This window comes from Streptomyces sp. AP-93 (assembly GCF_022808175.1).
Lineage (GTDB): Bacteria > Actinomycetota > Actinomycetes > Streptomycetales > Streptomycetaceae > Streptomyces.
Map to the genome: position 1 here is coordinate 182055 of NZ_JALGBX010000015.1, position 21381 is coordinate 203435.

A 21381-nucleotide genomic window follows, 5' to 3' on the forward strand; every position below is an offset into this window, starting at 1 on the left:
CTAGAAGTCGCCCCCGCCGAACCCGCCTCCGCCGTCGAAGCCCCCTCCGCCGCCGAAGTCCCCGCCGCCGAAGTCGGACGGGTTGAAGTCGGCTCCGGAGACGTCGCCCCCGTCGAAGCCTCCGCCGTCGAATCCGTTGCCGCCGCCGAAGTCGGAGGCGTAGGCCGGACTGGACATCATCGAACCGAGCATCGTGCCCATGAGCAGGCCGGGCAGGATGCCGCCGCCGAAGTAGCCGCCGGCCCAGGGACCGTAGGCCGGGCCGGCGTCGTAGTAGGGGCGCGGACCGTGCTCGGTGTCGACGGTGCGGACCGCCGGGTCCTGACCGTCGCGCAGCCGGACGGCGTCCGCCGCGCAGACCGGGACCGTACGGGCGGCTCCGCCCGCCGGGGCCCAGGCGGCGTCCTCGCTGCTCGGCCCGTGGCGCGGGTCGAAGAAGCAGGGCGCACGGCGCTCGGGCAGCGGCCGGCCCTGCCGGCGCGCGTCGAGGCGGGCCAGGGCGAAGCGGCCGTCTTCGAGGGCCTGGGTGACTCCCTTGACCTCCTGCGGGTGCTGCACGGAGGCCATGATCTGCTTGGCCTTCTCGTAGGAGTCGAGGCCCTGCTCGTAGTCCGCGCGCATGGCGTCGTCGGCGCCGGGCTCACCGGGGTGGAAGTCGAGGCGCTCCAGCTCCTCGCCGAAGGCCGTGATGTCCTCGTCGACGACCACGCTCAGCCGGGCGATGGACTCGCGCCGGAGCTCTTCCTTCTTCCTGCGGTTGCGCTTGACCAGCGCGTACGCCCCGCCACCGCCGACGGCGGCCACCACGCCGAGCCCGATCAGGGCGCCCACCGGGGCGCCGCTGTCGGTGCTCGCGGTGCCCCAGGAGGCCGGGGCCGTGCCCTTGGCCTGGGCGAGGGCTTGATCCACGAAGTTGTTGAGCTCGGTGCCCGCGTCGGCCGGGCCGCCCGCCTTGACGGCGTCGACCAGGTTGCGGACCGCGTTGCTCGGCATGACGGCCCGGTCGGCCCCGGCGTTGAAGCCGTCCCCGAGCCGGATCGCGTAGAGCCCGGTGATCCCGGTCTCGGTACGGACCGTCTTCAGTACGCTCGCGGCCGGGAACTCGGCGGTGGCCGGCAGCACGGCGACGAACACCGGCTTCCCGGCGTCCTTGATCTTCTTCGCGAGCGCGTCCGCCTGCGCGGGCGGCAGCTGGGCCTCCGCGCGGGGGTCCACGTAGACCGGGCCCTTCTTGAGGGCCTCCGCCACGGTGGTGGTCCCGTCGGCGGCCGACGCCCCCGGGGCGACCAGCAGCGCGGTCGCGGACAGCGCCAGCAGCAGAGCGGCCAGCAGCGATCCAAAAGGTACGGATATAAGCCTGGTCCTCATATCCATGACGCTACCCGAATGGGTGCAATTCTGTGTGAGTAGGACATAAAGGCCCACGGTCGGCGGCCGGCCGCCTCACCCCACGGCCGCGCCCACGGCCTCACCGCGCCGTCCCACCCCGCCGGGGCACGGCGGGACGGCGCGTCGCCCGGCTACTCCGCCGGCTCGACGCCCGCGTGGAGGAGTCCGTAGGTGAAGGCGTCCTCCAGGGCCTGCCAGGAGGCTGCGATGACGTTCGGGGCGACGCCGACCGTGTTCCACTCGCGGGCGCCGTCCGTCGTGGTGACCAGGACCCGGGTCGTGGACGACGTGCCGTGTGCGCCCTCCAGGATGCGGACCTTGTAGTCGATCAGCTCGAACTTGGCGAGCTGGGGGTAGAAGCGCTCCAGGGCGACCCGCAGCGCGCGGTCCAGCGCGTTGACCGGGCCGTTGCCCTCCGCCGTCGCGACGATCCGCTCGCCCTTGGCCCACAGCTTCACCGTGGCCTCGTTGGCGTGCGTGCCGTCGGGGCGGTCCTCGACGATGGCCCGCCAGGACTCGATGCGGAAGTACTTGCGCGCCCGGCCCTCGGCCTCGGCGCGCAGCAGCAGCTCGAAGGAGGCGTCGGCGGCCTCGTACGTGTAGCCCTGGAGCTCCCGCTCCTTGACCCGCTCCACCACCCGGGAGACCAGCGCGCGGTCCCCGCCGAGGTCGACGCCGAGCTCCTTGCCCTTGAGCTCGATGGAGGCCCGGCCGGCCATGTCGGAGACGAGCATCCGCATGGTGTTGCCGACCCGCGCGGGGTCGATGTGCTGGTACAGGTCCGGGTCGACCTTGATGGCCGAGGCGTGCAGGCCCGCCTTGTGCGCGAAGGCGGAGACGCCGACGTAGGGCTGGTGCGTGGAGGGGGTGAGGTTGACGACCTCGGCGATGGCGTGCGAGATCCGGGTCATCTCGGCCAGGGCGCCCGCCGGGAGGACCGTACGGCCGTACTTGATCTCCAGCGCGGCGACGACCGGGAAGAGGTTGGCGTTGCCGACGCGCTCGCCGTAGCCGTTCGCGGTGCACTGCACGTGCGTGGCGCCGGCGTCCACGGCGGCCAGCGTGTTGGCGACGGCGCAGCCGGTGTCGTCCTGGGCGTGGATGCCGAGGCGCGCGCCGGTGTCGGCCAGTACGGTCGCCACGGTCGCGGTGATCTGCGCGGGCAGCATGCCGCCGTTGGTGTCGCAGAGGACCACGACGTCGGCGCCGGCCTCGTACGCGGCGCGTACGACGGACTTCGCGTACTCGGCGTTGGCCCGGTAGCCGTCGAAGAAGTGCTCGCAGTCGACGAAGACCCGGCGGCCCTGGGAGACCAGGTGGGCGACGGTGTCGCGGACCATCTCCAGGTTCTCGTCGAGGGTGGTGCGCAGCGCCAGCTCGACGTGCCGGTCGTGGGACTTGGCGACCAGGGTGATCACCGGGGCGCCGGATTCCAGCAGGGCGCGGACCTGCGGGTCGGTGGCGGCCGAGCCGCCCGCCCTGCGGGTCGCGCCGAAGGCGACGAGCTGGGCGTGCTTGAAGTCGATCTCCGCGCGGGCGCGGGAGAAGAACTCCGTGTCGCGGGGGTTGGCGCCGGGCCAGCCGCCCTCGATGAACCCCACCCCGAAGTCGTCCAGGTGCCGGGCGATCGTCAGCTTGTCCGCGACCGTGAGGTTGATGCCCTCACGCTGGGCACCGTCGCGCAGGGTCGTGTCGAAGACGTGGAACCCGTCATCGGGGCCGGGGCCCGAAGCCGGCGCAGTCGGCTCGGTCGCCTCTGTCGTCGTCATGCTGATCTGACTCCTGTCGGATGGGTGGTTCCGGATGCCCGCCCTCGGGCAGGCCGACGCCACTGCCCCCATCATCGCGCGCTGCCCGATCCCGGCATGTTCGTGGCCGGAAAACGAAAAAACCTCTCGCGGGTGCGAGAGGTCTGCGCGCGGGTCTGGGGCACGGTGGCCGCCTCCGCGAAGTTCTTCCGCGGCTCAGCGGCCACTGGGGACCGGCGCGCTGCTGTCCATAATCATGAGCTGAGCAGGCACGTCGGCAGTCTGCCATACCGCATGCCGCGGATGGACGGGGATCTCAGCATGCGGGCACGCCCCGTCCGGCCTGGTGCGGCTCCGTTGCCGGGGCTCCGCCCCGGACCCCGCGCCTCAAACTCCCCCAGCTACCGCTGGGAGGTGCCCCCTGCGGGGCTGGAATCGCCATGCGGGGTCAGCGCCTCGCTGAGGAACTCGCCGACGTGGTCGAGGATGTCGCCCCGCCCTATCCCGGGCAGGCCGACCGCGACCTGGATGCTGAACCCGTCGAGCAGGGCCCGCAGCCGGGCCGCGAACCGGTCCGGGTCGACCGGGCGGAACTCTCCGCGCGAGATGCCCTCGGCGAGCAGGGCCACCAGGTCGCGGTGCCAGGCGCCCTCGATGGCCCCCTGGCGGTCCCGCTCCCCCGGTCCCGCGTTCTGCGAGCGGTTCCAGACCTCCAGCCACAGCGTCCAGTGCGGATCCCGGGCGCCCTCGGGCACGTACAGGTCCACGTACGCCCGCAGGCGCTCCAGGGCCGGGCCGCGGCGGGACAGCAGGGCCCGGCGCCGGGTGCCGAGCGCCGCCTCGCTCCACTCCAGGGTCTGCAGCAGGAGCTCGTCCTTGGTGCGGAAGTAGTAGAGGAGGTGGCCGCTGCTCATGCCGACCTGGCGGCCCAGGCCGGCCATGGTCAGGCCGTCGAGACCGCGTTCGGCGATGGTGGCCATGGCGGCGACCAGTACGTCCTCGCGCGGCGGCGCGTTCTTGCGCGCGGCACGTACCTCACCCGCCACCATGACCCACTCCTCGTCCGGCCGCCCTCTCGGGGTCAGACCTTCGGCTGCTGCTGGGTGATGCAGTGGATACCGCCACCCCCGGCGAAAATCGTACGTGCGTCGACGAGCGTCACGGTCCGCCCCGGGAACAGACCGCGGAAGATCTCGGCCGCCTCCTCGTCCCGCGGGTCGTCGAAGGCGCACAGGACCACGCCGCCGTTGCACAGGTAGTGGTTGATGTAGGAGTAGTCGACCCACTCCCCGTCCTCTTCCAGCACGGTCGGCGCCGGGATCTCCACGACCTCCAGCTGCCGCCCCTGCGCGTCGGTGGACGCGCGCAGGATGGCGGCGATGGTCTTGCCGCGCTCGTGGTCCGGGTGGGCCGGGTCGGGCTGGCTGTGGACCATGACCACGCCGGGCCGGGCGAAGGCGGCGACGATGTCCACGTGGCCCTGGGTGCCGTAGGTACCGTAGTCGCCGGCCAGGCCGTACGGGAGCCAGATCGCCTTGGTGGTGCCCAGGTGGGCGTGGATCTCGGCCTCGACCTGCTCGCGGGTCCAGTCGGGGTTGCGGCCCTTGCCGAGCTGCACGGTGTCGGTGAGGAGCACGGTGCCCTCTCCGTCCACGTGGATGGCGCCGCCCTCGTTGACCAGTGCGGTGCTGTAGGTGCGGGTCCCGACGAGGCCGGAGATCTCCCGGGCGATCTTCGAGTCGTGGTCCCAGCGGGCCCAGTCCTGGGCGCCCCAGCCGTTGAAGGTCCAGTCGACGGCGGCCAGCTCGCCGGCGTCGTTGGTGACGAAGGTCGGGCCGATGTCGCGCATCCAGGCGTCGTCGAGCTCGCGCTCGACCAGCACCAGTTCATGGCCGGCGGCCCCTCCCGCTCCGGCGCGGGCGCTGTCGGCGTCACCGGGCGAGACGACGAGGGTCACCGGCTCGTACGAGCGGACCGCGCGGGCCACGGCGCCCCAGGCCTCGCGGGCTTCGGCGAGCTCCTGCTCGTTGGTGAAGGTGGGGTTGGGGCTGGGCCAGGCCATCCAGGTGCGCTCGTGGGGCGTCCACTCTGCGGGCATCCGGAATCCGGCGTTCACGGGCGTGGTGTCGGTCATGGCAGGGAGGTCCTTAGAGACTGTGCTGGCTTGCAGACTGTGCTGATTTACAAGAAGTACAGGCGGTTGAGGGAGACCGATTCGGCGGCTTCGGAGCGCAGCGGTTCCCCGTCGAGGGAGACGAGTCCGCTGCGCGCGTCCACATCGACCGCGCCCACCCGGGAGTTGAGGAGCAGGTTCCCGGGGCCGATGCCCCGGGTGCCGCGGACGGCGACGCGGCGCCTGCGGGTCGGCATCTCGTCGCTGCCCAGCGCCGCCGCGGCGGCCGAGACGAAGGCGACGGAGATGTCGGCCGCGGTGGCGCCGTACGAGCCGAACTGCGGGCCGAGGACCAGCGGTTCGCAGGTGTCGGTGGCGGCGTTGGGGTCGCCGGTGACCCCGTACGCCGGGAAGCCGGACTTGAGGACCAGCTGCGGCTTGGCGCCGAAGAACTGGGGGCGCCACAGCACGATGTCGGCGAGCTTGCCGACCTCGATGGAGCCGATCTCGTGGGCCAGGCCGTGGGCGATGGCCGGGTTGATGGTCAGCTTGGCCATGTAGCGCAGCACGCGGGCGTTGTCGTCGCCCTCGCCGTCGCCGGCCAGCGGGCCGAGCTCGCCCTTCATCTTGGCGGCCATGGCGAAGGTGCGCCGGATGGTCTCGCCCGCGCGGCCCATGCCCTGCGCGTCGGAAGAGGTGATGCCGATCGCGCCGAGGTCGTGCAGGACGTCCTCGGCCCCCATCGTGCCCGCGCGGATCCGGTCGCGGGCCATGGCGGCGTCGCCGGGGAGGTCCGGCTTGAGGTCGTGGACGGAGACGATCATCCCGTAGTGCTCGGCGACCGCGTCCCGGCCGAAGGGCAGGGTCGGATTGGTGGAGGAGCCGATGACGTTCGGCACGCCCGCCATCTTCAGGACGTTGGGGACGTGGCCGCCGCCGCAGCCCTCGATGTGGAAGGCGTGGATGGTCCGGCCGTCGAGCACCCGCAGGGTGTCCTCGACGGACAGGCACTCGTTGAGGCCGTCGCTGTGCAGGGCGACTTGTACGTCGTACTCCTCGGCGACCCGCAGGGCGGTGTCCAGGGCGCGGGTGTGCGCGCCCATGTCCTCGTGGACCTTGAAGCCGGAGGCGCCGCCCTCGGCGAGGGCCTCGATCAGCGGGGCCGGGTCCGAGGAGGAACCGCGGGCCAGGAAGCCGATGTTGACGGGCCAGGCGTCGAAGGCGTTGAAGGCGTGCTTCAGCGCCCACGGGGAGTTGACCCCGACGCCCCAGACCGGGCCGAACTCCTGGCCGATGATCGTGGTGACGCCCGCGGCGAGCGAGGCCTCCATGATGCGCGGGGAGAGCAGGTGCACGTGCGTGTCGACGGCGCCGGCGGTGGCGATCATGCCTTCGCCGGAGACGATGCTCGTCCCCGTGCCGACCACGACGTCCACGCCGTCGAGGGTGTCGGGGTTGCCGGCCCGGCCGATCGCGTGGATCCGCCCTTCGCGGATGCCGATGGAGACCTTGCGGATGCCGAGGACGGCGTCGATGACCAGCACGTTGCTGATCACCACGTCGCAGGTGTCGCGGACGGCGGCGGCCTTCAGGTGCAGTCCGTCGCGGGCCGTCTTGCCGAAACCGGCCAGGAACTCGTCACCGGGCTTCTGGGAGTCGGACTCCACCCGGACGGTCAGCCCGGAGTCACCGAGCCGGACCCGGTCCCCGGCCCGGGGGCCGAAGACGGAGGCGTACTCGTGCGGGTCGATGTGCCGGCTGCCGGGTGCGCAGTGGTCACTGTGCCTGGTCTGCTTGCTCACGCCTGGTCTCCGTCCGTGGCGTCGGTGGCATCTGTGCCGAGGTAGCCGCAGGCGGCCGCGCGGCGCAGGGCTTCGGCCTTGGCGCCCGGGGCGTCCAGCGGTCCGTCGACCAGCCCCGCGAAGCCGATCGCGACGCGGTCCCCGCCGATGGGGACGAGGCCGACCTCGCCCTCGCCGTGCGGGTCGAACCGTACGGACGAGCCCGCCGGCACGCACAGGCGCATGCCGTACGCCACCGCGCGGTCGAAGTCGAGGCGCGGGTTGGCCTCGAAGAAGTGGAAGTGGGAGGTGACGCTCACCGGCACCGCGGCGGTGTTGCGCACGTGCAGGTGGACGGCCGGCTCCGGCTGGGGCGCTCCGGGGCCGGGTACGACCGCGCCCGGGGCGTCCTCGCCCAGGCCGACGGCGCCCCGGATCGGGGACGAGACCACCGCGAGACGGGATCCGTCGTCGAAGACGGCCTCCACGTGCACCTCGGTGACCACGTCGCTGACGCCGGGCAGCACGTCGGCGGGGCCCAGCACGGAGCGGGCCTCCTCGATGGCCTCCGCCAGCCGCTTGCCGTCACGCGCGGCCTCGCAGACCGTGTCCGCGATGAGCGCGGTGGCCTCCGGGACGTTGAGTTTGAGTCCGCGGGCCCGTCGGGCCCTGGCCAGTTCCGCAGCGCTGCGGAGAAGCAGCCGGTCGCGCTCCGTAGGGGTCAGCCGCACGCCGATCCACCACCCTTTGAGTCGATGGGTTAGAGCATCACTCTAACTCTTCATTTCCCTGCAATGAAGCATTGACCTGAGACCAGGGCTTAGGTCACATTGAGTGTCGCTCAAACATGCACACACAGCATTGCCACCCCCCGCCCTGCCAAGGGAGTCCCCCCATGCCCATCGAACAGCGCGGAGTCGACACCATCCCGGAGGAGGAGAGGACGAGCGGTCCCCGTGACCTGATCTCGATCCTCCTCGGCTCCAACCTCTGCCTCGGTGTGATCGTCTTCGGCTGGCTGCCCCCGTCCTTCGGACTGGGTCTGTGGCCGTCGGTCACCGCCATCGTGACCGGCACCCTCGTCGGCATCGCCTTCACCGCGCCGCTGGCGCTCGTCTCCCTTCGCACGGGGACCAATCTCTCCACCTCCAGCGGCGCCCAGTTCGGCGTCCGCGGCCGGCTCGTCGGCTCGGTGGTCGGCCTGCTGCTCTCGCTCGGCTACACCGCGCTGACCCTGTGGATAGGCGGCGACGTGATGGTCGGCGCCCTGTCCCGGCTCACCGGGCTGCCGGACACCGGCCTCTCCCGGGCCGCGATGTACGGCGCGCTCGCCGCGTGCACCGTCGTCGCGGCCGTCTTCGGCTACCGGCTGCTGCTGCGCATGAGCAAGGTGCTCTCCATCGGCATGGTGCTGCTGCTGGCCGCCGGCGTGTTCGCCTACGCCCCCGACTTCACCGCCGCGGCCCCGCCGGACACCGCGTACCTGCTCGGCTCCTTCTGGCCGACCTGGCTGCTCGCCGCCGTCGCGGCCGGCCTCAGCGGGCCCGTCGCCTTCATCACCCTGCTCGGCGACTACACCCGCTACGTCTCCCCGCGCAGGCACAGCTCCCGCAAGGTGCTCTGGTCCACCGGGCTCGGCCTGCTCGTCGGGCTGCTGATCCCGCAGCTCTTCGGCACCTACACCGCGCTCGCCGCCCGGGCCGGCGCCGAGTACGCCGGTCCGCTGGTCGACGCCGCGCCGTTCTGGTACCTGGTTCCGCTGCTCGTCGCCGCGGCGGCCGGATCGGTCGGCAACGCCGGGCTGATGCTCTACTCCATGGGCCTCGACCTCGACGCCATCGTCCCCAAGGCCACCCGGACCACGTCCACCGTGATCGCCGCGGCCGTGGCCACCGCGTTCGTGTTCGTCGGCTCCTTCTCGTGGGACGTCCAGGCCGCGATGACCTCGTTCGTCCTGCTGCTGACCGCGATCGGCACCCCGTGGGCCGTGATCACCCTCATCGGCTACGTCCGCTGCCGCGGCCGCTACGACGCCGATGCCCTCCAGGTGTTCAACCGCCGCGCCAAGGGCGGGATCTACTGGTTCCGCGGCGGCTGGAACATCCCGGCCACCCTCTCCTGGGCCGTCGGCGCGGGCGTCGGCCTGCTCGCCGTGACCACCCCGTTCTACGAGGGCCCGCTGCTGGCATTCACCGGCGGCGTGGACTGTTCCTTCGTGCTCTCCGGCCTGACCGGCGGCCTGGTCTACGCGGCCCTGACCGCCCGCACGGCCCCCGCCCCGGCGCCCGCCGAAGCCGCCGAGGAGCCCGTGGCCGCCTGAGCCACCCCGTACGTGCGAAGGCCCGCGCCCCAGGATCTCCCGGGGCGCGGGCCTTCGTACGTACTCACGCGGCTACGCGTCCACCGCCCGCGCCAGAGCGAAGCCGCCGCCCTGCATGTCGTCGCACAGCTCGCGGCAGCCGCCGAAGTGCTCGGCGAACTCGGGCTTCTCCTGCCAGCCCTTCATGGCCTCCGCGTCGCTCCAGGAGGCGAAGGACACGTAGTGGCCGGGGCTGCTCAGATCGCGGATCAGGCGGGCGAAGAGGAACCCCTCGTTCGCTTCCCTGGTCCACACCAGGAAGGCTTCCCACCTGGTCTCGAACTCGTCTTCCCTGCCTTCGGAGACCTGCCAGGCACCGGAGGCCCAGAACTTGCTCGCGCTGGACATCGCACACCACCTCGGTACGGGTCGTCCCCCTGTCCAGACTAGGCCCGTACCAGGCGGTCACCCTCGGGTCAGCCGAGCTGGTGCATCCAGCCGTGGGTGTCGGCCTTGTGGCCGGTCTGGAGGTCCAGGAGGGCCTTGCGGAGCTTCATGGTGACCTCGCCGGGCTCGCCGTCGCCCTGGGTCCAGTTGGCGCGCTCCGACTTGACGGAGCCGACCGGGGTGATCACGGCGGCGGTGCCGCAGGCGAAGACCTCGGTCAGGGTGCCGTTCTCGTTGTCGCGCTTCCAGTCCTCGGTGGTGATGCGGCCCTCCTCGGCGGTGTAGCCGAGGTCGCGGGCGATGGTGAGGAGGGAGTCGCGGGTGATGCCGGGGAGGAGCGAGCCGGTGAGCTCGGGGGTGACGATCCGGTCGCCGTACACGAAGTACAGGTTCATCCCGCCCATCTCTTCGATCCAGCGGTGCTCGACGGCGTCGAGCCAGACCACCTGGTCGCAGCCGTGCTCGGCGGCCTGGGCCTGCGCGACGAGCGAGGCGGCGTAGTTGCCGCCGGTCTTGGCTGCGCCGGTGCCGCCCTTGGCGGCGCGGACGTACTCCTCGGAGAGCCAGACGGAGACGGGCTTGACGCCCCCGGGGAAGTACGCGCCGGCCGGGGAGGCGATGACGATGAAGAGGAACTCGTTGGCCGGGCGGACGCCGAGGCCGACCTCGGTGGCGAACATGAAGGGCCGCAGGTAGAGCGAGGCCTCGCCGGAGTCCGGCACCCAGGCGCGGTCCTGCTTGATGAGCGCGTCACAGGCGGCGATGAACAGCTCGGCCGGCAGCTCCGGCATCGCCATCCGGCGGGCGGAGGACTGGAAGCGCTCGGCGTTGGCCTGCGGACGGAAGGTGGCGACGGTGCCGTCGGGCTGCTTGTAGGCCTTGAGCCCCTCGAAGATCGTCTGCGCGTAGTGCAGGGTCATGTTCGCCGGGTCCATGGACAGCGGCGCGTACGGGACCAGCTCGGCGTCGTGCCAGCCGCGGCCCTCGGTCCACTTGATCGTCACCATGTGGTCGGTGAAGTGGCGGCCGAAGCCGGGGCTCACCAGGATCGCGTCGCGCTCCGCGGCGGACAGGGGGTTCGAGGAGGGCTTCAGCTCGATCGTGGGCGTCGTCGTCATGAGTGCTTGTCCTTCACCGGTTTTGTAGGGCGGACCGCGCTCACGGCGTACTAGGACGTCCGAGCTTCCCCGTATTCCACGGCCTCGCGTTCGATTATCGCGCGCGAGGGGGACTTCGGTGAACCGGGGTGAATGCGGCCCAGGGGAGATGGTGGCACCCGGGGCCGCACAGGAAAAGCCGCCGGGTGCGGTGGTCGCGACCCGGCGGCTTCCTGGAGGTGGGGCTACCGGGTCAGCCGGCTACTCGAGCGGCGAGGGCGTCGCCGATCGCGTCGGTGGAGCGGAAGGTGCCGTCGCGCTCGGCCAGGTCGGCGGAGACCGCGTCCTCGATGCGGGCGGCCTGGGCCTCGTAGCCGAGGTGGCGCAGCAGGAGGGCGACCGAGAGGATCGTCGCGGTCGGGTCGGCCTTGCCGGTGCCGGCGATGTCCGGGGCGGAGCCGTGGACGGGCTCGAACATGGACGGGAAGGCGCCGGTCGGGTTGATGTTGCCCGAGGCGGCCAGGCCGATTCCGCCGGTCACGGCGGCGGCCAGGTCGGTGAGGATGTCACCGAAGAGGTTGTCCGTGACGATGACGTCGAAGCGGTCGGGCTGGGTGACGAAGAAGATCGTCGCGGCGTCGACGTGCAGGTAGTCGGTGGTGACCTCGGGGTACTCCTGGCCGACCTTGTCGAAGATGTTCTTCCACAGGTGGCCGGCGTAGACGAGGACGTTGTTCTTGTGGACCAGCGTCAGCTTCTTGCGCGGGCGGCCGTTGGCACGCTCGTACGCGTCACGGACCACGCGCTCGACGCCGTAGGCCGTGTTGAGGCTGACCTCGGTGGCCACCTCGGCCGGGGTGCCGGTGCGCAGGCTGCCGCCGTTGCCGGTGTACGGGCCTTCGGTGCCCTCGCGGACCACGACGAAGTCGATCTCCGGACGGCCGGCGAGCGGGGTGGCCGTGTTGGGGAAGAGCTTCGACGGGCGCAGGTTGATGAAGTGGTCGAAGGCGAAGCGGAGCTTCAGCAGCAGACCGCGCTCCAGGACGCCCGACGGGACCGAGGGGTCGCCGATGGCGCCCAGCAGGATCGCGTCGTGGTGCTTGAGGGCCTCGAGCTCCGCGTCCGGGAGGGTTTCACCGGTGCGGTGCCAGCGCTGGGCGCCGAGGTCGTATTCCTTGGTCTCCAGCTTCACATCCTGGGGCAGGACCGCGGTAAGGACCTTGAGGCCCTGAGCCACGACTTCCTGGCCGATGCCATCACCGGGGATCACTGCGAGATTGATGCTGGTCGACATGGTGGAACCGTACTCCTTGTCCCATCCCTCAGACATATTACGTCCACCATGTGGACGCAATATGTACGGGCCGGGAGCGCTCGGCGGCAGGTCGGGGGCCCGGCGCGCGAAGGCGCCGGCGACCTGTTCCGCGGCGGTCAGTGACCGGTCGAGCCGCCGTTGTCGCGGCGGTCCAGCGCACGCTGCAGGGCGGCGGCGGCGTTCTTGCGGTCCGCGTCGGCGGCGGCGGAGCGGCGGACGCGGCGGGCGGTGGTGGAGGGGGTGTGCGTCATGGTGATCGACTCCTTGAGATCACGGCGTGGCGGGGCCACGGATGAGGGGTTCCTTCAAGGCGCCGGAAGAGGCGGGGAGCGGTGCGCGGCAGGGGTTGCCTGCCATGGGGCGCGCGCTCTCGACCGCCATTCGCCGGATCGGCGAGACGTTCGGCTTCTACAACGTAGGCCAGCTCCCGCTGTATGTCTCCGCAATTACTCGGACTTCCTACTATCTGAGACGCGGAACCCCCCTGACGGGCCCTGCCGTGACCTCCGCTTTTGGCCCGCTCGGATAGAAACAAGCTGGTCAGAGCCATTTGGGTGACTGGTCGGCGCATTCCAGATGAGTGACGCATCCCACCCGCCTCACCGGCCCCTCGGACCCCGGGCCGGGACCGGCCGGCCCTCCCGGGATCGTAGACAAGCCGGAGGACCCCGCAGGGGCATTGGTTCGTGATCACACCAATATGCGAGAGAAGCCGGAAGGCCCCCGGCTCGCCCGCTCTCCCCCGCCCTCCGGCACCCGCGCGACGGCCGCGTCGGCGTCCACACCACCCCTGTCCAGCGGTTTGATCACCCGGCGGAGGAGTTCCGGGGCGCGATCCGAGGGGCGGTCCGGGAGTGTTTGCCCGCTCCGCCGGCCAACTGATTCCAGCCACCCGGATGTTCACCGAGTTCTTACCGCACGGATGTAGACCTTTGGCGCGTCTGCCGCCACGCTTGCCGTCAATGTGCCAGCGGGGCACTTGAGTTGGAGGCGAGCAGCCAGTGACACCTATCAGCCGCAGAGGATTCGTGGGAATCGGCGCCGGGCTGATGGCAGGGGCGACCCTGCCCGCGATCGCGCCGACCTCGGCGGCCGCGGCCACCGCGTCCGGCACGATCACCGACGTGAAGCACGTGGTGATCCTGATGCAGGAGAACCGCAGCTTCGACCACTACTTCGGCAAGCTGAAGGGTGTCCGCGGCTTCGGCGACCGCGCGGCCGGAAACATCCCGGGCGGCTGGGGCATGTTCAACCAGCCCAACTGGGGCGGCCGCCAGTACCCGTGGAAGCTCAGCTCCACCCCGCCGGTGGGCGGCGTCGACGGCGAGACCCTCGCCCAGTGCAACGGCGACCTCCCGCACAGCTGGACCTCGCAGCACGCGGCCTGGAACAAGGGCCGCATGGACAACTTCGTGACCGGCGTCGGCAACACCCGCACCCTCGGCTACCTCGACCGCGGCGACATACCGTTCCACTACGGCATCGCCGACGCCTACACCATCTGCGACGCCTACTTCTGCTCCACCCTGAGCGCGACCGGCCCCAACCGCACCTTCCTGTGGAGCGGCAAGATCGACGCGGGCAGCAAGGACGGCGGCGAGGAGTCCGGGCTGACCTGGGAGACGTACGCGGAGGCCCTCCAGCGGGCCGGGATGAGCTGGAAGGTGTACCAGAACGCCCAGGACAACTACGGGGACAACGGGCTCGCCTACTTCAAGAAGTTCACGGACGCCGCCCCCGGCAACCCCCTGTGGGACCGCGGCATGGGCTCCGTCCCCAAGGTCACCGGCTCCACCCCCGACGACATCGCCGCCGCCATCCGCGCGGACGTCGTCGCCGGCACCCTCCCCCAGGTCTCCTGGGTCGTGGCGAACGAAGCCTTCTCCGAGCACCCGTACGCCCCGCCCGGCGACGGCGCGCACTTCGTGGACCTGGTCTACCGCGCGCTCTCGGCGAACCCGGAGGTCTTCGACTCCACCGTCCTCTTCCTCAACTACGACGAGAACGACGGCTTCTTCGACCACGTCCCGCCGCCGGTCGCCCCGCCCGGCACCGCCGGCGAGTACATCGACGGCGTCCCGATCGGGCTCGGCTTCCGCGTCCCGATGATCGTGATGTCCCCGTGGACCCGCGGCGGCTGGGTGAGCTCCGAGGTCTTCGACCACACCTCCGTGCTGCGCTTCATGGAGAAGTGGACGGCCGCGCTCGGCACCCCCGCGAACTGTCCGAACATCAGCGCGTGGCGCCGCAAGGTCACCGGCGACCTGACGGGCGTCTTCGACTTCGCGCACCCGGTCTACGGGGTTCCCGCGGGCCTGCCCTCCACGGCCAAGGTCATCGGCCAGGCGACCTGCGGCCCGCTCTCCAACCCGGTGCCGCAGGACAACGCGCAGCCGGCGCAGGAGGCCGGGACCCGGCCCGCGCGAGCCCTTCCGTACCAGGTCAACGGGAACCTGGACCGCTTCGAGTTCGGGTCGGGCGGCAAGATCCTGGCCTGGTTCTCGATGGCGAACGCGGGCACCGGGGCGAAGCAGGCGGCGCACTTCTCGATCCACCCGCACCAGTACCGGGACACGGCCGCCTGGCAGTACACGGTGGACGCCGGCGCCACGTCGACCGACTACTTCAACATCGGCACGGGCAGCGGCTCCGGCAAGTACGACATCTCGATGTACGGGCCGAACCGCTTCCTGCGGCGCTTCATCGGCGACGCGTCGAAGGCGGGCAAGTCCATCGAGGCCGCGTCCCGCTTCGGGGTGGAGCCGGGCACCGGCAAAACGGCGCTGTACCTCAAGATGACCAACTCCTCCGCCTCCCCGGTCACCTTCACGATCCGCGCGAACGCCTACCGCACGGACGGCCCGTGGACGTACACCGTGCCGGCGAACTCCTCGCGCGAGGACCACTTCAACGCCGTCGCCCACAACAACGGCTGGTACGACTTCACCGTCCTCGCCGACTCCGACGGCACCTGGTCGCGCCGCTACACGGGCCACATCGAGACGGGCGCCCCGAGCATCAGCGGCAGCTAAGACTTGATCCGCAATTCACCAGAGGGTGAGCTGCGGGTTGCAGCCGGGGCGGTGTCCGGGCTTTCCGGCGTGGTCACGCTTGGGGCGTGGCTCATCCGGGGTCGCTCGGGACCGCCGTCCGGCGGTTCGGGGAGCAGAGGTTCCACGGCGTTGCCGTGGGACTGCCGCATGACCGGCACCACGAGACGTGGTGGTCCGGCTCGGTGCGGTTGACTCCCGCAGGGCTTCTTCCAACCCTTGTGCGAAAACGATCTGCGCGTGCCGGGACGCCGTGGTGTCCAGGTACGCGGTCTTGGGGTCGTCCACGTCGGCGAAGCGAACGAAGGAGGCCAGGGCGGCGGAGACAAGGTCGCGCTTCCCGACGAGGCCGCACGCGATGCACTTGTGCTCGCGGTCGCGGAGCGTCTTCTTGACGCGCTCGCCGCACAGGCAGTGCTGGGACAGGGCGGTGGACCAGGTGGAGGCCCGTACGAGACGGCCGCCCGCAGCCTGGCATTCCCGCTCAAGGGCGGAGATCAGCAGGCCGGGTGTGGTCTGGGAGAGGTGTTTGCCCCACAGTCGGTACCAGGTGCGGATGTCGCAGTCCTCGACCACGAGCACGGGGCCGTGGATGGCGATGATCTGTCGGGCGACCTGGCGGGCGCGGTGGCGGCGGTGCTCCGCCATCGACGCGGCGGCTTCGGCCTGACGGGCGCGCAGCTCCCGGTAGCCGCCTGAGATCCGGTCGCGGCGGAACGCCTGCTTCGATACCCCGTCCGACCGGGCATCACGCGCACCGCCCGGCACGGTCACCGTCTTGGGCGTCAGGCCCTTTGCGGCCCGGCGCTCGGCGTGTCGGATCTGCTTCTTCGACAGGCCGTACTGGGCGGTGTTGGTGGCGCGGCGGGAGCGCTCCAGCGCCCGTGCCCTGCCGCGCCTCTTCTTCGCCTCCCGCTCCAGAAGCGCCCATTCCTCGGGACTGAGAGTGATCTCGGTGGAGGCCGGGGAACCGTCGGCCGGGTCCAGGCCGGCGGGGAACGAGACGATCGAGACGTTGGAGACGTTGCCGTCCACCCCGCCGATGCGGTCCAGGGCGGTGGCCTGCTCGCGCATCTGCCGCACGGCGGGGGCGGTGTAGCCGGGGCCGAGGACCATCAGGTGCGCCTCGTACACCCAGCCGCTCGGCGCGGACGCCTTACGGCGGCGCACGAGATCGACCTTGTGCCAGCGGCCGGGATTCGACAGGAAGTGTTCGACGCGCGCCCACTGGCCGGGCTGCTGCGGGATGCGCACCGGGAGTACGAGGTCACCCCGGCTGGAGTCGGGGCCGCCCGCGAACACCACAGCGAGGGGGCCGGTGTGGTCCCACCATGTGGCCTTGCGGGTGCCCGGCTTCCCCGACCCCGTGGTGTTGCCGGTGGGGACAACGGCCGGCACTCGCATATGGCGAGGCTGGGCGAAGGTGTGCCGGCCGCCGTCGGTGTGGGCCATGACGTGGCCATGCAGCGAGCCGGCCAGGCGGAAGGTCTCCCACTTTCGGTCGGCGGTGTGGGAGCGGGCACGTCCGGGGATGTGGGTGAAGTCGTACCAGCGTCCCGTCTTCGGGCGGCCGTGTCGCTTTCCGGTGGCGTCGGCGAACAGGTGGCGCTGTATGCCGTTCCACACCTCGTCGGCCATGTGCATCGCCAGGGCCTTCGAGGCGTGGTGCTTCAAGTGCCCCGACGATTCGAGGTGCTTGTACGCGCACCGCTCCACCGCCTCGCGGGACAGGCCGAGGCGCTGGCGTACGGCCTTCGCCCCGTCCTCATTGCGCTCGTGGAACGCGGACCAGTAGGCATCGACCCTGGCACGGGCATCACGCTGGACGGCCCGCCTGATCGACCACATCGCGCCGAACAGCTTCTCCACGCGGGCCAGGTCGGCGGGGTCGGTGACAGCCAGCGGCAGCACCATCACCGACACCATCCCGTCGTCGGGCTTCTTCCACTTCGGAGCCTTGTTCTACCCCGGAACTTCCGCCGCGTCTGGCCAGCCCGCACAACCATCACCTCCCGTCACGTCATGACTACCCTACGGTACGACATGTGGATGGTTACGCCGTTCCAGCAAGAAGGAAATGGGAGCTACGGCCTTCGCGATCCCTGGATATGAAGACGCCAAGCAGGCAGCGGCACGGCCGGGAAGTAACTGACCTAATGCGTCGTTCTGTCCGTTCATGTCGAAGATCAACGCCAACAGCCTGCGGCCCCGCTCCCTGCCCCACCGGACCGGACTCCCCGTCAAAGCCTTCCTCGCCCTGGGCGCCCGCGTCGCCGCCCTCCTGCCGACGCCGGGACGCGGGCGTCCCTGGGCGCTCCTGCTGGACAACCGCATACTCCTCGCGGCCATCGCCTGACGGACCAACCTGACCCACCGCCAGCTCGCCGACCTGTTCAGCGTCGGCATCGCCACCGTGCACCGCATCATCGACCGCATGACGCCGCTGGTCGCCGGGCTCCTCGAACCGCCCGGCGGCAGCCGCTCAGAGCTGTGGGTCGTGGACGGCACCCTCATCCCCGTGGAAGACCACACGATGACCGAAGGCTCCAAGAACTACCGTCGCAGCGTGAACGTCCAGTTCACCTTCCGCGCCCGCGACCGGCGCGTCATCGCCGTGGGCGACGCCTGGACCGGCAACCGCAACGACATCATCGTCTTCCGCGCCACCATGGCCGAGCAGGTCGCCGGACACCGGCTGACCATCGGGGACGGCGCCTACCGCAGCGCCCCCGAGATCATCACCAGCAAGACCAAGAGCAAGCCCGTTCGCCAAGCGCCGGGCACGGGCCGAACACGGCATCGCCCGCATCAAGGACTACCGCGTACTGCGCCAGCACCGCCGACGCGGCGACACGATCAACTCCACCACCCGCGCCGTCGCCGTCCTCCACAACCTCAAAATCGACTACCCGCGAATTGCGGAACATCTCTTAGCCGCTACAGCACGTCCCCGTCCCTCCAGTCGAACCGCAGCGGCCCGGCGGTGGGGTCGAGCAGCAACCCACCGCCGGGCGGCGCCCACACGTACGTGGACCCCTCCTCCTCGGGCAGCCGCTCGGGTCCGCCGGGCCCGAGCACCCCGATCTCCCCGCCCCACACCCGCCAGCCGCGGCCCGCGTACAGCCGGGCCCCGTCCGCGGAGGCGCTGAGCGCCCCGAGCATGTAGGCCCGCTCGACGACCTCCTCGACCGCCTCCATCACCACGCCGCCGAGCCCGCGCCGGCGCCGGTCGGCCCGCACGGCCACGGCCTCGACGTACCCGGTGCGCAGCGCCCGGCCCTGATGCAGCACCCGCCGCTGCACGACGCTCCCGTGCGCGACGAGCTCCCCGCCCTCGTACACCAGCACGTGCATCCCGCCCAGCGCATGCTCGAAGTCCTCGCCCCCGAATCCCCCCTCGAAGGCCCCGTCGAGCAACTCCCGCACCCGCAGCAGCTCCCCATCGCCGAGCTGCGAGGTGTGCCGCAGCGAGATCCCGTTCACGTCCGTCCCTCCAGCCATCCGGTGTACCAGGTGCGGAAGTCGGGGCTCGCCGGCGTACAGCTGCCGAAGTCCTGGTCCAGGTACCAGACCTGGCCGGTCAGTAGCCCGTTGAGAACGAGCCGCGAGTACGTGCCGCAGCCGTGGTCGGCGAGCACGAACGTGCCCAGCGTCAGGCCCTCGTCCGGGTCGAAGCGCTGTCCCTCGTCGAACGGCCGGGGCTCCCGCATCGGGCAGGGGGCGCCCAGTCGGCCCGGCCGCCGGTCGTCCTCCCACTCCCCCTCGGCGGCCCCGTCCGCGTCGGCCCCCGAGTGCGGGGTCACCAGCGGCATCAGCCCGTACGCGGGACCGGCGGGGCCGTCACCGACACGCCCGACGAACGAGCGGTACTCCGGGGGCAGCCGACATCCGTGCTCCTCCTCGAAGGCGCCGATCTCGGCCTCGGGAAGCGGCGGAGCCAGCTCGTACCGATGATGGTGGGCGCCGTGGCGCGTGGCCTCCGGGTCCTCTGCCGCCATCTGCCGCAGCCTCGCCCGTACGGCTCGCGCGTCCCAGTCACCCATGGCGCGACCGTACCAAGCGGGCTCCCCCGCCACCGGTCCCCGCTATGCGGACACCGAATATCACCCACCGGCCGGATTGGGCCGACGCGGCTCTGGCGGTCTGGACCATTGGCTCGGCAGACTCGCCCCATGTCTCCCGATACCCAGCAGTGGACCCCGATCCACGGCCAGCCGTACCGTTCCGCCCCCTACCGGCCCGAGCGGATGCCGAGCGGGGAATCCCTCGCGCGCGCCGCCGAGTTGCGGACGCGGATGGACGAGCGCAGGACCGTACGCCACTTCTCCCCCGACCCGGTGCCCCAGCAGGTGGTCCGGGACGCCATCGCGTGCGCCGCGACCGCGCCCTCCGGTGCGCACCAGCAGCCGTGGACCTTCGTCCTCGTCAAGGACCCGGCCGTACGCAAGCAGATTCGCGCGGCCGCCGAGCAGGAGGAGCAGCTCTCCTACGACGGCCGGCTCGGCGACGAGTGGCTGGCGGCCCTGCGCCCCATCGGCACGGACGCGGTGAAGACCCACCTCACCGACGCCCCGGCCCTGATCGTGGTCTTCCAGCAGCGCTACTGGCTCGGCGAGGACGGCACGAAGCACAAGCACTACTACGTGGACGAGTCGGTCGGCATCGCGGTCGGCATGCTCCTCTCCGCCCTCCACCTCTCCGGCCTGGCCGCCCTGATCCACACGCCGAGCCCGATGCGCTTCCTCTCCCACGTCCTGAACCGCCCGGAGAACGAAAAGGCCTTCGCGGTCATCCCGGTCGGCTACCCGGCGGACGACTGCGAGGTCCCGGACCTGATCCGCAAGTCCCTGGACCAGGTCATCGTGGAGGTGTGACTCCCTCCCCGACGGGTGGCTCCGGGTCCGGCCCCGGAGCCACCGCGTCGGCCTGTCCGCCGCCCAGGGCCGAGGCCAGCCTCATCCCGATGCGCACCCGGTCCTCGGGCGTGCCCGCGTCCATGGCGGCCCGCACCTGCCGCAGGATCAGCCAATCCCGCACCACCTTGGCCACGCCGAGCACGGCGGCCGTCACACATGCCGCGGTCAGCATCAACGCACCCGACCCTTCAGGACCGGCCGCTCTTCGGCGCAACTCGCCTGCCGGACGGTGACGAGCGCATCCCCGAGACGGAGCTGCCCGAACCGTGCCAGATCCTCACGGCCGGGCTCCTCAACGCCCGTCAGGCCCGGCGGAACGGCCAGGAGGCCGCTGCGTACCAGGCAGCGCGCCATGTGATCCGTACTGATGGCGCAGCACCATTCGATGACCACACCCCGGCTGCCGTGGGTGTAGGTGTTCGCCCAGCCGTGTCCCGCGCCGGCTTCGTTGACCAGGGAGGTCCTGCGAAGCAGGCGACTGAGGAGCCAGTCACGCGCCTCGCCCCAGCGGTCGTGGGGCCGACCGGCCTCGATCCCGTGCAGGCTCCTCGGGCGACGGCGCCACAGGTATGTCAAGTCCGGCTGGTCGTCGGGCAGGACCGGCATCCATGCCGGATCGGGATGCATCAGCCGGATGTGCGTGTCGCCGAGGAGTCCGGCCAGCCGCCACCGGCCGGGCCCGCCCGTCAGCCTCAGTCCGGCGACGCCCCGCATACCGCCGTACCTCGTATCGATCCGCGGGAGCAGCTCCGCGACGACACGGTCCGCCGTGATCGGGTGGAGGCTCAGGACCAACCCGTCAGGAGTCGGCTGCGCCCTGGTGAACCCGAGCAGCGCTCCGTCCACCTGCTCATGGCGCAACCGGTCCGCGAGGACGAGGGCGACCTGCGCCTCGAAGGCCCGCCGCCCGGCGTCCGTGGCGTCCGGCACCGGCTGTGCCCTCGTGATGAGGCCCTCTGCGGCCCAGCGCGTGCAGACGTGGTGCGGAAGCCCGGTGGCCCGGCGGCAGATGGTGGCGACACGGTGGCGGTTGTCAGTGCGACTGGACATACGTCTCCCCGGGCGTCGCCCCGGCACGGACGCGTAGAGGTCTCGTATCTCCTGGCACTGCGGCCCACCCCGTACGGGAACTCGTGAGAGCCCTCGGCTCCCTCGGGACGCCGGGCCCGAGTAATGGAGCGTGTCGCCGTACGCGACAACTCCCCTCACGCTAGCAGGACTTGCCC

The 21381-nt window shown here is 71.3% G+C and carries 20 protein-coding genes; 4 read left to right on the top strand and 16 right to left on the bottom strand.

What is annotated here, in order from left to right:
- The 6 genes from MTF69_RS24605 to ureA all read right to left on the bottom strand — a co-directional run bounded on the left by MTF69_RS24605 (position 1) and on the right by ureA (position 7762).
- Entirely contained in the window at positions 1-1368 is a 1368-nt protein-coding gene (locus MTF69_RS24605) for a hypothetical protein (RefSeq protein ID WP_243337768.1), read from the bottom strand.
- Positions 1369-1520: 152 nt separating this feature from the next.
- Positions 1521-3158 (bottom strand): citramalate synthase, encoded by a 1638-nt coding sequence (gene cimA / locus MTF69_RS24610; protein ID WP_243337771.1) that lies wholly within the window; start codon positions 3156-3158, stop codon positions 1521-1523.
- 380 nt (positions 3159-3538) lie between these two features.
- On the bottom strand, positions 3539-4186 hold the full coding sequence (locus tag MTF69_RS24615; RefSeq protein ID WP_243337773.1) for a TetR/AcrR family transcriptional regulator: 648 nt from the start codon (positions 4184-4186) through the stop codon (positions 3539-3541).
- Between the two features lie 32 nt (positions 4187-4218).
- On the bottom strand, positions 4219-5271 hold the full coding sequence (locus tag MTF69_RS24620) for an agmatine/peptidylarginine deiminase (RefSeq protein WP_243337775.1): 1053 nt from the start codon (positions 5269-5271) through the stop codon (positions 4219-4221).
- 47 nt (positions 5272-5318) lie between these two features.
- Positions 5319-7052, bottom strand: a complete 1734-nt coding sequence (locus tag MTF69_RS24625; RefSeq protein ID WP_243337776.1) for an urease subunit alpha — start codon at positions 7050-7052, stop codon at positions 5319-5321.
- Positions 7049-7762 (bottom strand): urease subunit gamma, encoded by a 714-nt coding sequence (gene ureA / locus MTF69_RS24630; RefSeq protein WP_243337778.1) that lies wholly within the window; start codon positions 7760-7762, stop codon positions 7049-7051. The genes MTF69_RS24625 and ureA overlap by 4 nt, the downstream gene beginning before the upstream one ends.
- A gap of 164 nt (positions 7763-7926) precedes the next feature.
- Here ureA and MTF69_RS24635 point away from each other — a divergent pair, with 164 nt between their 5' ends.
- Positions 7927-9351, top strand: a complete 1425-nt coding sequence (locus MTF69_RS24635; RefSeq protein ID WP_243337781.1) for a cytosine permease — start codon at positions 7927-7929, stop codon at positions 9349-9351.
- Between the two features lie 72 nt (positions 9352-9423).
- On the opposite strand, the gene MTF69_RS24640 is transcribed toward MTF69_RS24635, so the two are convergent.
- The 4 genes from MTF69_RS24640 to MTF69_RS42990 all read right to left on the bottom strand — a co-directional run bounded on the left by MTF69_RS24640 (position 9424) and on the right by MTF69_RS42990 (position 12440).
- The gene (locus MTF69_RS24640) at positions 9424-9738 is read right to left on the bottom strand and encodes an antibiotic biosynthesis monooxygenase family protein (RefSeq protein ID WP_243337783.1); all 315 of its coding nucleotides are present in this window, start codon (positions 9736-9738) and stop codon (positions 9424-9426) included.
- A 68-nt stretch (positions 9739-9806) separates the two neighbouring features.
- Positions 9807-10895 carry a branched-chain amino acid aminotransferase gene (locus MTF69_RS24645; protein ID WP_243337784.1) on the bottom strand — a complete coding sequence of 363 codons (1089 nt, stop codon included), beginning with the start codon at positions 10893-10895 and terminating at the stop codon, positions 9807-9809.
- Positions 10896-11127: 232 nt separating this feature from the next.
- Positions 11128-12168 (bottom strand): 3-isopropylmalate dehydrogenase, encoded by a 1041-nt coding sequence (locus MTF69_RS24650; protein ID WP_243337785.1) that lies wholly within the window; start codon positions 12166-12168, stop codon positions 11128-11130.
- Positions 12169-12305: 137 nt separating this feature from the next.
- Entirely contained in the window at positions 12306-12440 is a 135-nt protein-coding gene (locus MTF69_RS42990) for a hypothetical protein (RefSeq protein ID WP_266904135.1), read from the bottom strand.
- Between the two features lie 750 nt (positions 12441-13190).
- Between MTF69_RS42990 and MTF69_RS24655 the strand changes: the two genes are divergently transcribed.
- Positions 13191-15221 (top strand): phosphocholine-specific phospholipase C, encoded by a 2031-nt coding sequence (locus tag MTF69_RS24655; protein WP_243337786.1) that lies wholly within the window; start codon positions 13191-13193, stop codon positions 15219-15221.
- A 15-nt stretch (positions 15222-15236) separates the two neighbouring features.
- Here the strand turns inward: MTF69_RS24655 and MTF69_RS24660 are convergent, their stop codons facing one another.
- Positions 15237-17153 carry a transposase gene (locus MTF69_RS24660; protein ID WP_243337791.1) on the bottom strand — a complete coding sequence of 639 codons (1917 nt, stop codon included), beginning with the start codon at positions 17151-17153 and terminating at the stop codon, positions 15237-15239.
- Between the two features lie 262 nt (positions 17154-17415).
- Between MTF69_RS24660 and MTF69_RS24665 the strand changes: the two genes are divergently transcribed.
- On the top strand, positions 17416-17595 hold the full coding sequence (locus MTF69_RS24665) for a hypothetical protein (protein WP_243337792.1): 180 nt from the start codon (positions 17416-17418) through the stop codon (positions 17593-17595).
- 126 nt (positions 17596-17721) lie between these two features.
- Here the strand turns inward: MTF69_RS24665 and MTF69_RS24670 are convergent, their stop codons facing one another.
- The 3 genes from MTF69_RS24670 to MTF69_RS24680 form a co-directional block, all read right to left on the bottom strand.
- Entirely contained in the window at positions 17722-17931 is a 210-nt protein-coding gene (locus MTF69_RS24670) for a hypothetical protein (RefSeq protein WP_243337794.1), read from the bottom strand.
- 245 nt (positions 17932-18176) lie between these two features.
- The gene (locus tag MTF69_RS24675) at positions 18177-18740 is read right to left on the bottom strand and encodes a GNAT family N-acetyltransferase (protein WP_374323699.1); all 564 of its coding nucleotides are present in this window, start codon (positions 18738-18740) and stop codon (positions 18177-18179) included.
- Complete coding sequence (locus tag MTF69_RS24680; RefSeq protein ID WP_243337796.1) at positions 18719-19282, bottom strand: SMI1/KNR4 family protein; 564 nt, start codon at positions 19280-19282, stop codon at positions 18719-18721. Before MTF69_RS24680 ends, MTF69_RS24675 begins: the two co-directional genes overlap by 22 nt.
- A gap of 129 nt (positions 19283-19411) precedes the next feature.
- Here MTF69_RS24680 and MTF69_RS24685 point away from each other — a divergent pair, with 129 nt between their 5' ends.
- Positions 19412-20113 carry a nitroreductase family protein gene (locus MTF69_RS24685; protein ID WP_243337799.1) on the top strand — a complete coding sequence of 234 codons (702 nt, stop codon included), beginning with the start codon at positions 19412-19414 and terminating at the stop codon, positions 20111-20113.
- Here the strand turns inward: MTF69_RS24685 and MTF69_RS24690 are convergent.
- Both MTF69_RS24690 and MTF69_RS24695 read right to left on the bottom strand, forming a co-directional pair.
- Positions 20097-20327, bottom strand: a complete 231-nt coding sequence (locus tag MTF69_RS24690; RefSeq protein ID WP_243337802.1) for a hypothetical protein — start codon at positions 20325-20327, stop codon at positions 20097-20099. The two genes, MTF69_RS24685 and MTF69_RS24690, sit on opposite strands and share 17 nt — an antisense overlap.
- Positions 20327-21205, bottom strand: a complete 879-nt coding sequence (locus tag MTF69_RS24695; RefSeq protein ID WP_243337803.1) for a hypothetical protein — start codon at positions 21203-21205, stop codon at positions 20327-20329. Before MTF69_RS24695 ends, MTF69_RS24690 begins: the two co-directional genes overlap by 1 nt.
- Positions 21206-21381 lie beyond the last annotated feature (176 nt).

Bases quoted from the DNA above. Each gene is read 5' to 3' on its own strand.
- MTF69_RS24635 (WP_243337781.1), top strand. From the start codon at position 7,927: ATGCCCATCGAACAGCGCGGAGTCGACACCATCCCGGAGGAGGAGAGG.
- MTF69_RS24690 (WP_243337802.1), bottom strand. From the start codon at position 20,327: ATGCTGACCGCGGCATGTGTGACGGCCGCCGTGCTCGGCGTGGCCAAG.
- MTF69_RS24640 (WP_243337783.1), bottom strand. From the start codon at position 9,738: ATGTCCAGCGCGAGCAAGTTCTGGGCCTCCGGTGCCTGGCAGGTCTCC.
- MTF69_RS24650 (WP_243337785.1), bottom strand. From the start codon at position 12,168: ATGTCGACCAGCATCAATCTCGCAGTGATCCCCGGTGATGGCATCGGC.
- MTF69_RS24620 (WP_243337775.1), bottom strand. From the start codon at position 5,271: ATGACCGACACCACGCCCGTGAACGCCGGATTCCGGATGCCCGCAGAG.
- MTF69_RS24645 (WP_243337784.1), bottom strand. From the start codon at position 10,895: ATGACGACGACGCCCACGATCGAGCTGAAGCCCTCCTCGAACCCCCTG.
- MTF69_RS42990 (WP_266904135.1), bottom strand. From the start codon at position 12,440: ATGACGCACACCCCCTCCACCACCGCCCGCCGCGTCCGCCGCTCCGCC.
- MTF69_RS24660 (WP_243337791.1), bottom strand. From the start codon at position 17,153: ATGGTGCTGCCGCTGGCTGTCACCGACCCCGCCGACCTGGCCCGCGTG.
- MTF69_RS24695 (WP_243337803.1), bottom strand. From the start codon at position 21,205: ATGTCCAGTCGCACTGACAACCGCCACCGTGTCGCCACCATCTGCCGC.
- MTF69_RS24685 (WP_243337799.1), top strand. From the start codon at position 19,412: ATGTCTCCCGATACCCAGCAGTGGACCCCGATCCACGGCCAGCCGTAC.
- MTF69_RS24675 (WP_374323699.1), bottom strand. From the start codon at position 18,740: ATGGCTGGAGGGACGGACGTGAACGGGATCTCGCTGCGGCACACCTCG.
- MTF69_RS24605 (WP_243337768.1), bottom strand. From the start codon at position 1,368: ATGAGGACCAGGCTTATATCCGTACCTTTTGGATCGCTGCTGGCCGCT.
- MTF69_RS24680 (WP_243337796.1), bottom strand. From the start codon at position 19,282: ATGGGTGACTGGGACGCGCGAGCCGTACGGGCGAGGCTGCGGCAGATG.
- cimA (WP_243337771.1), bottom strand. From the start codon at position 3,158: ATGACGACGACAGAGGCGACCGAGCCGACTGCGCCGGCTTCGGGCCCC.
- MTF69_RS24615 (WP_243337773.1), bottom strand. From the start codon at position 4,186: ATGGTGGCGGGTGAGGTACGTGCCGCGCGCAAGAACGCGCCGCCGCGC.
- MTF69_RS24665 (WP_243337792.1), top strand. From the start codon at position 17,416: ATGTCGAAGATCAACGCCAACAGCCTGCGGCCCCGCTCCCTGCCCCAC.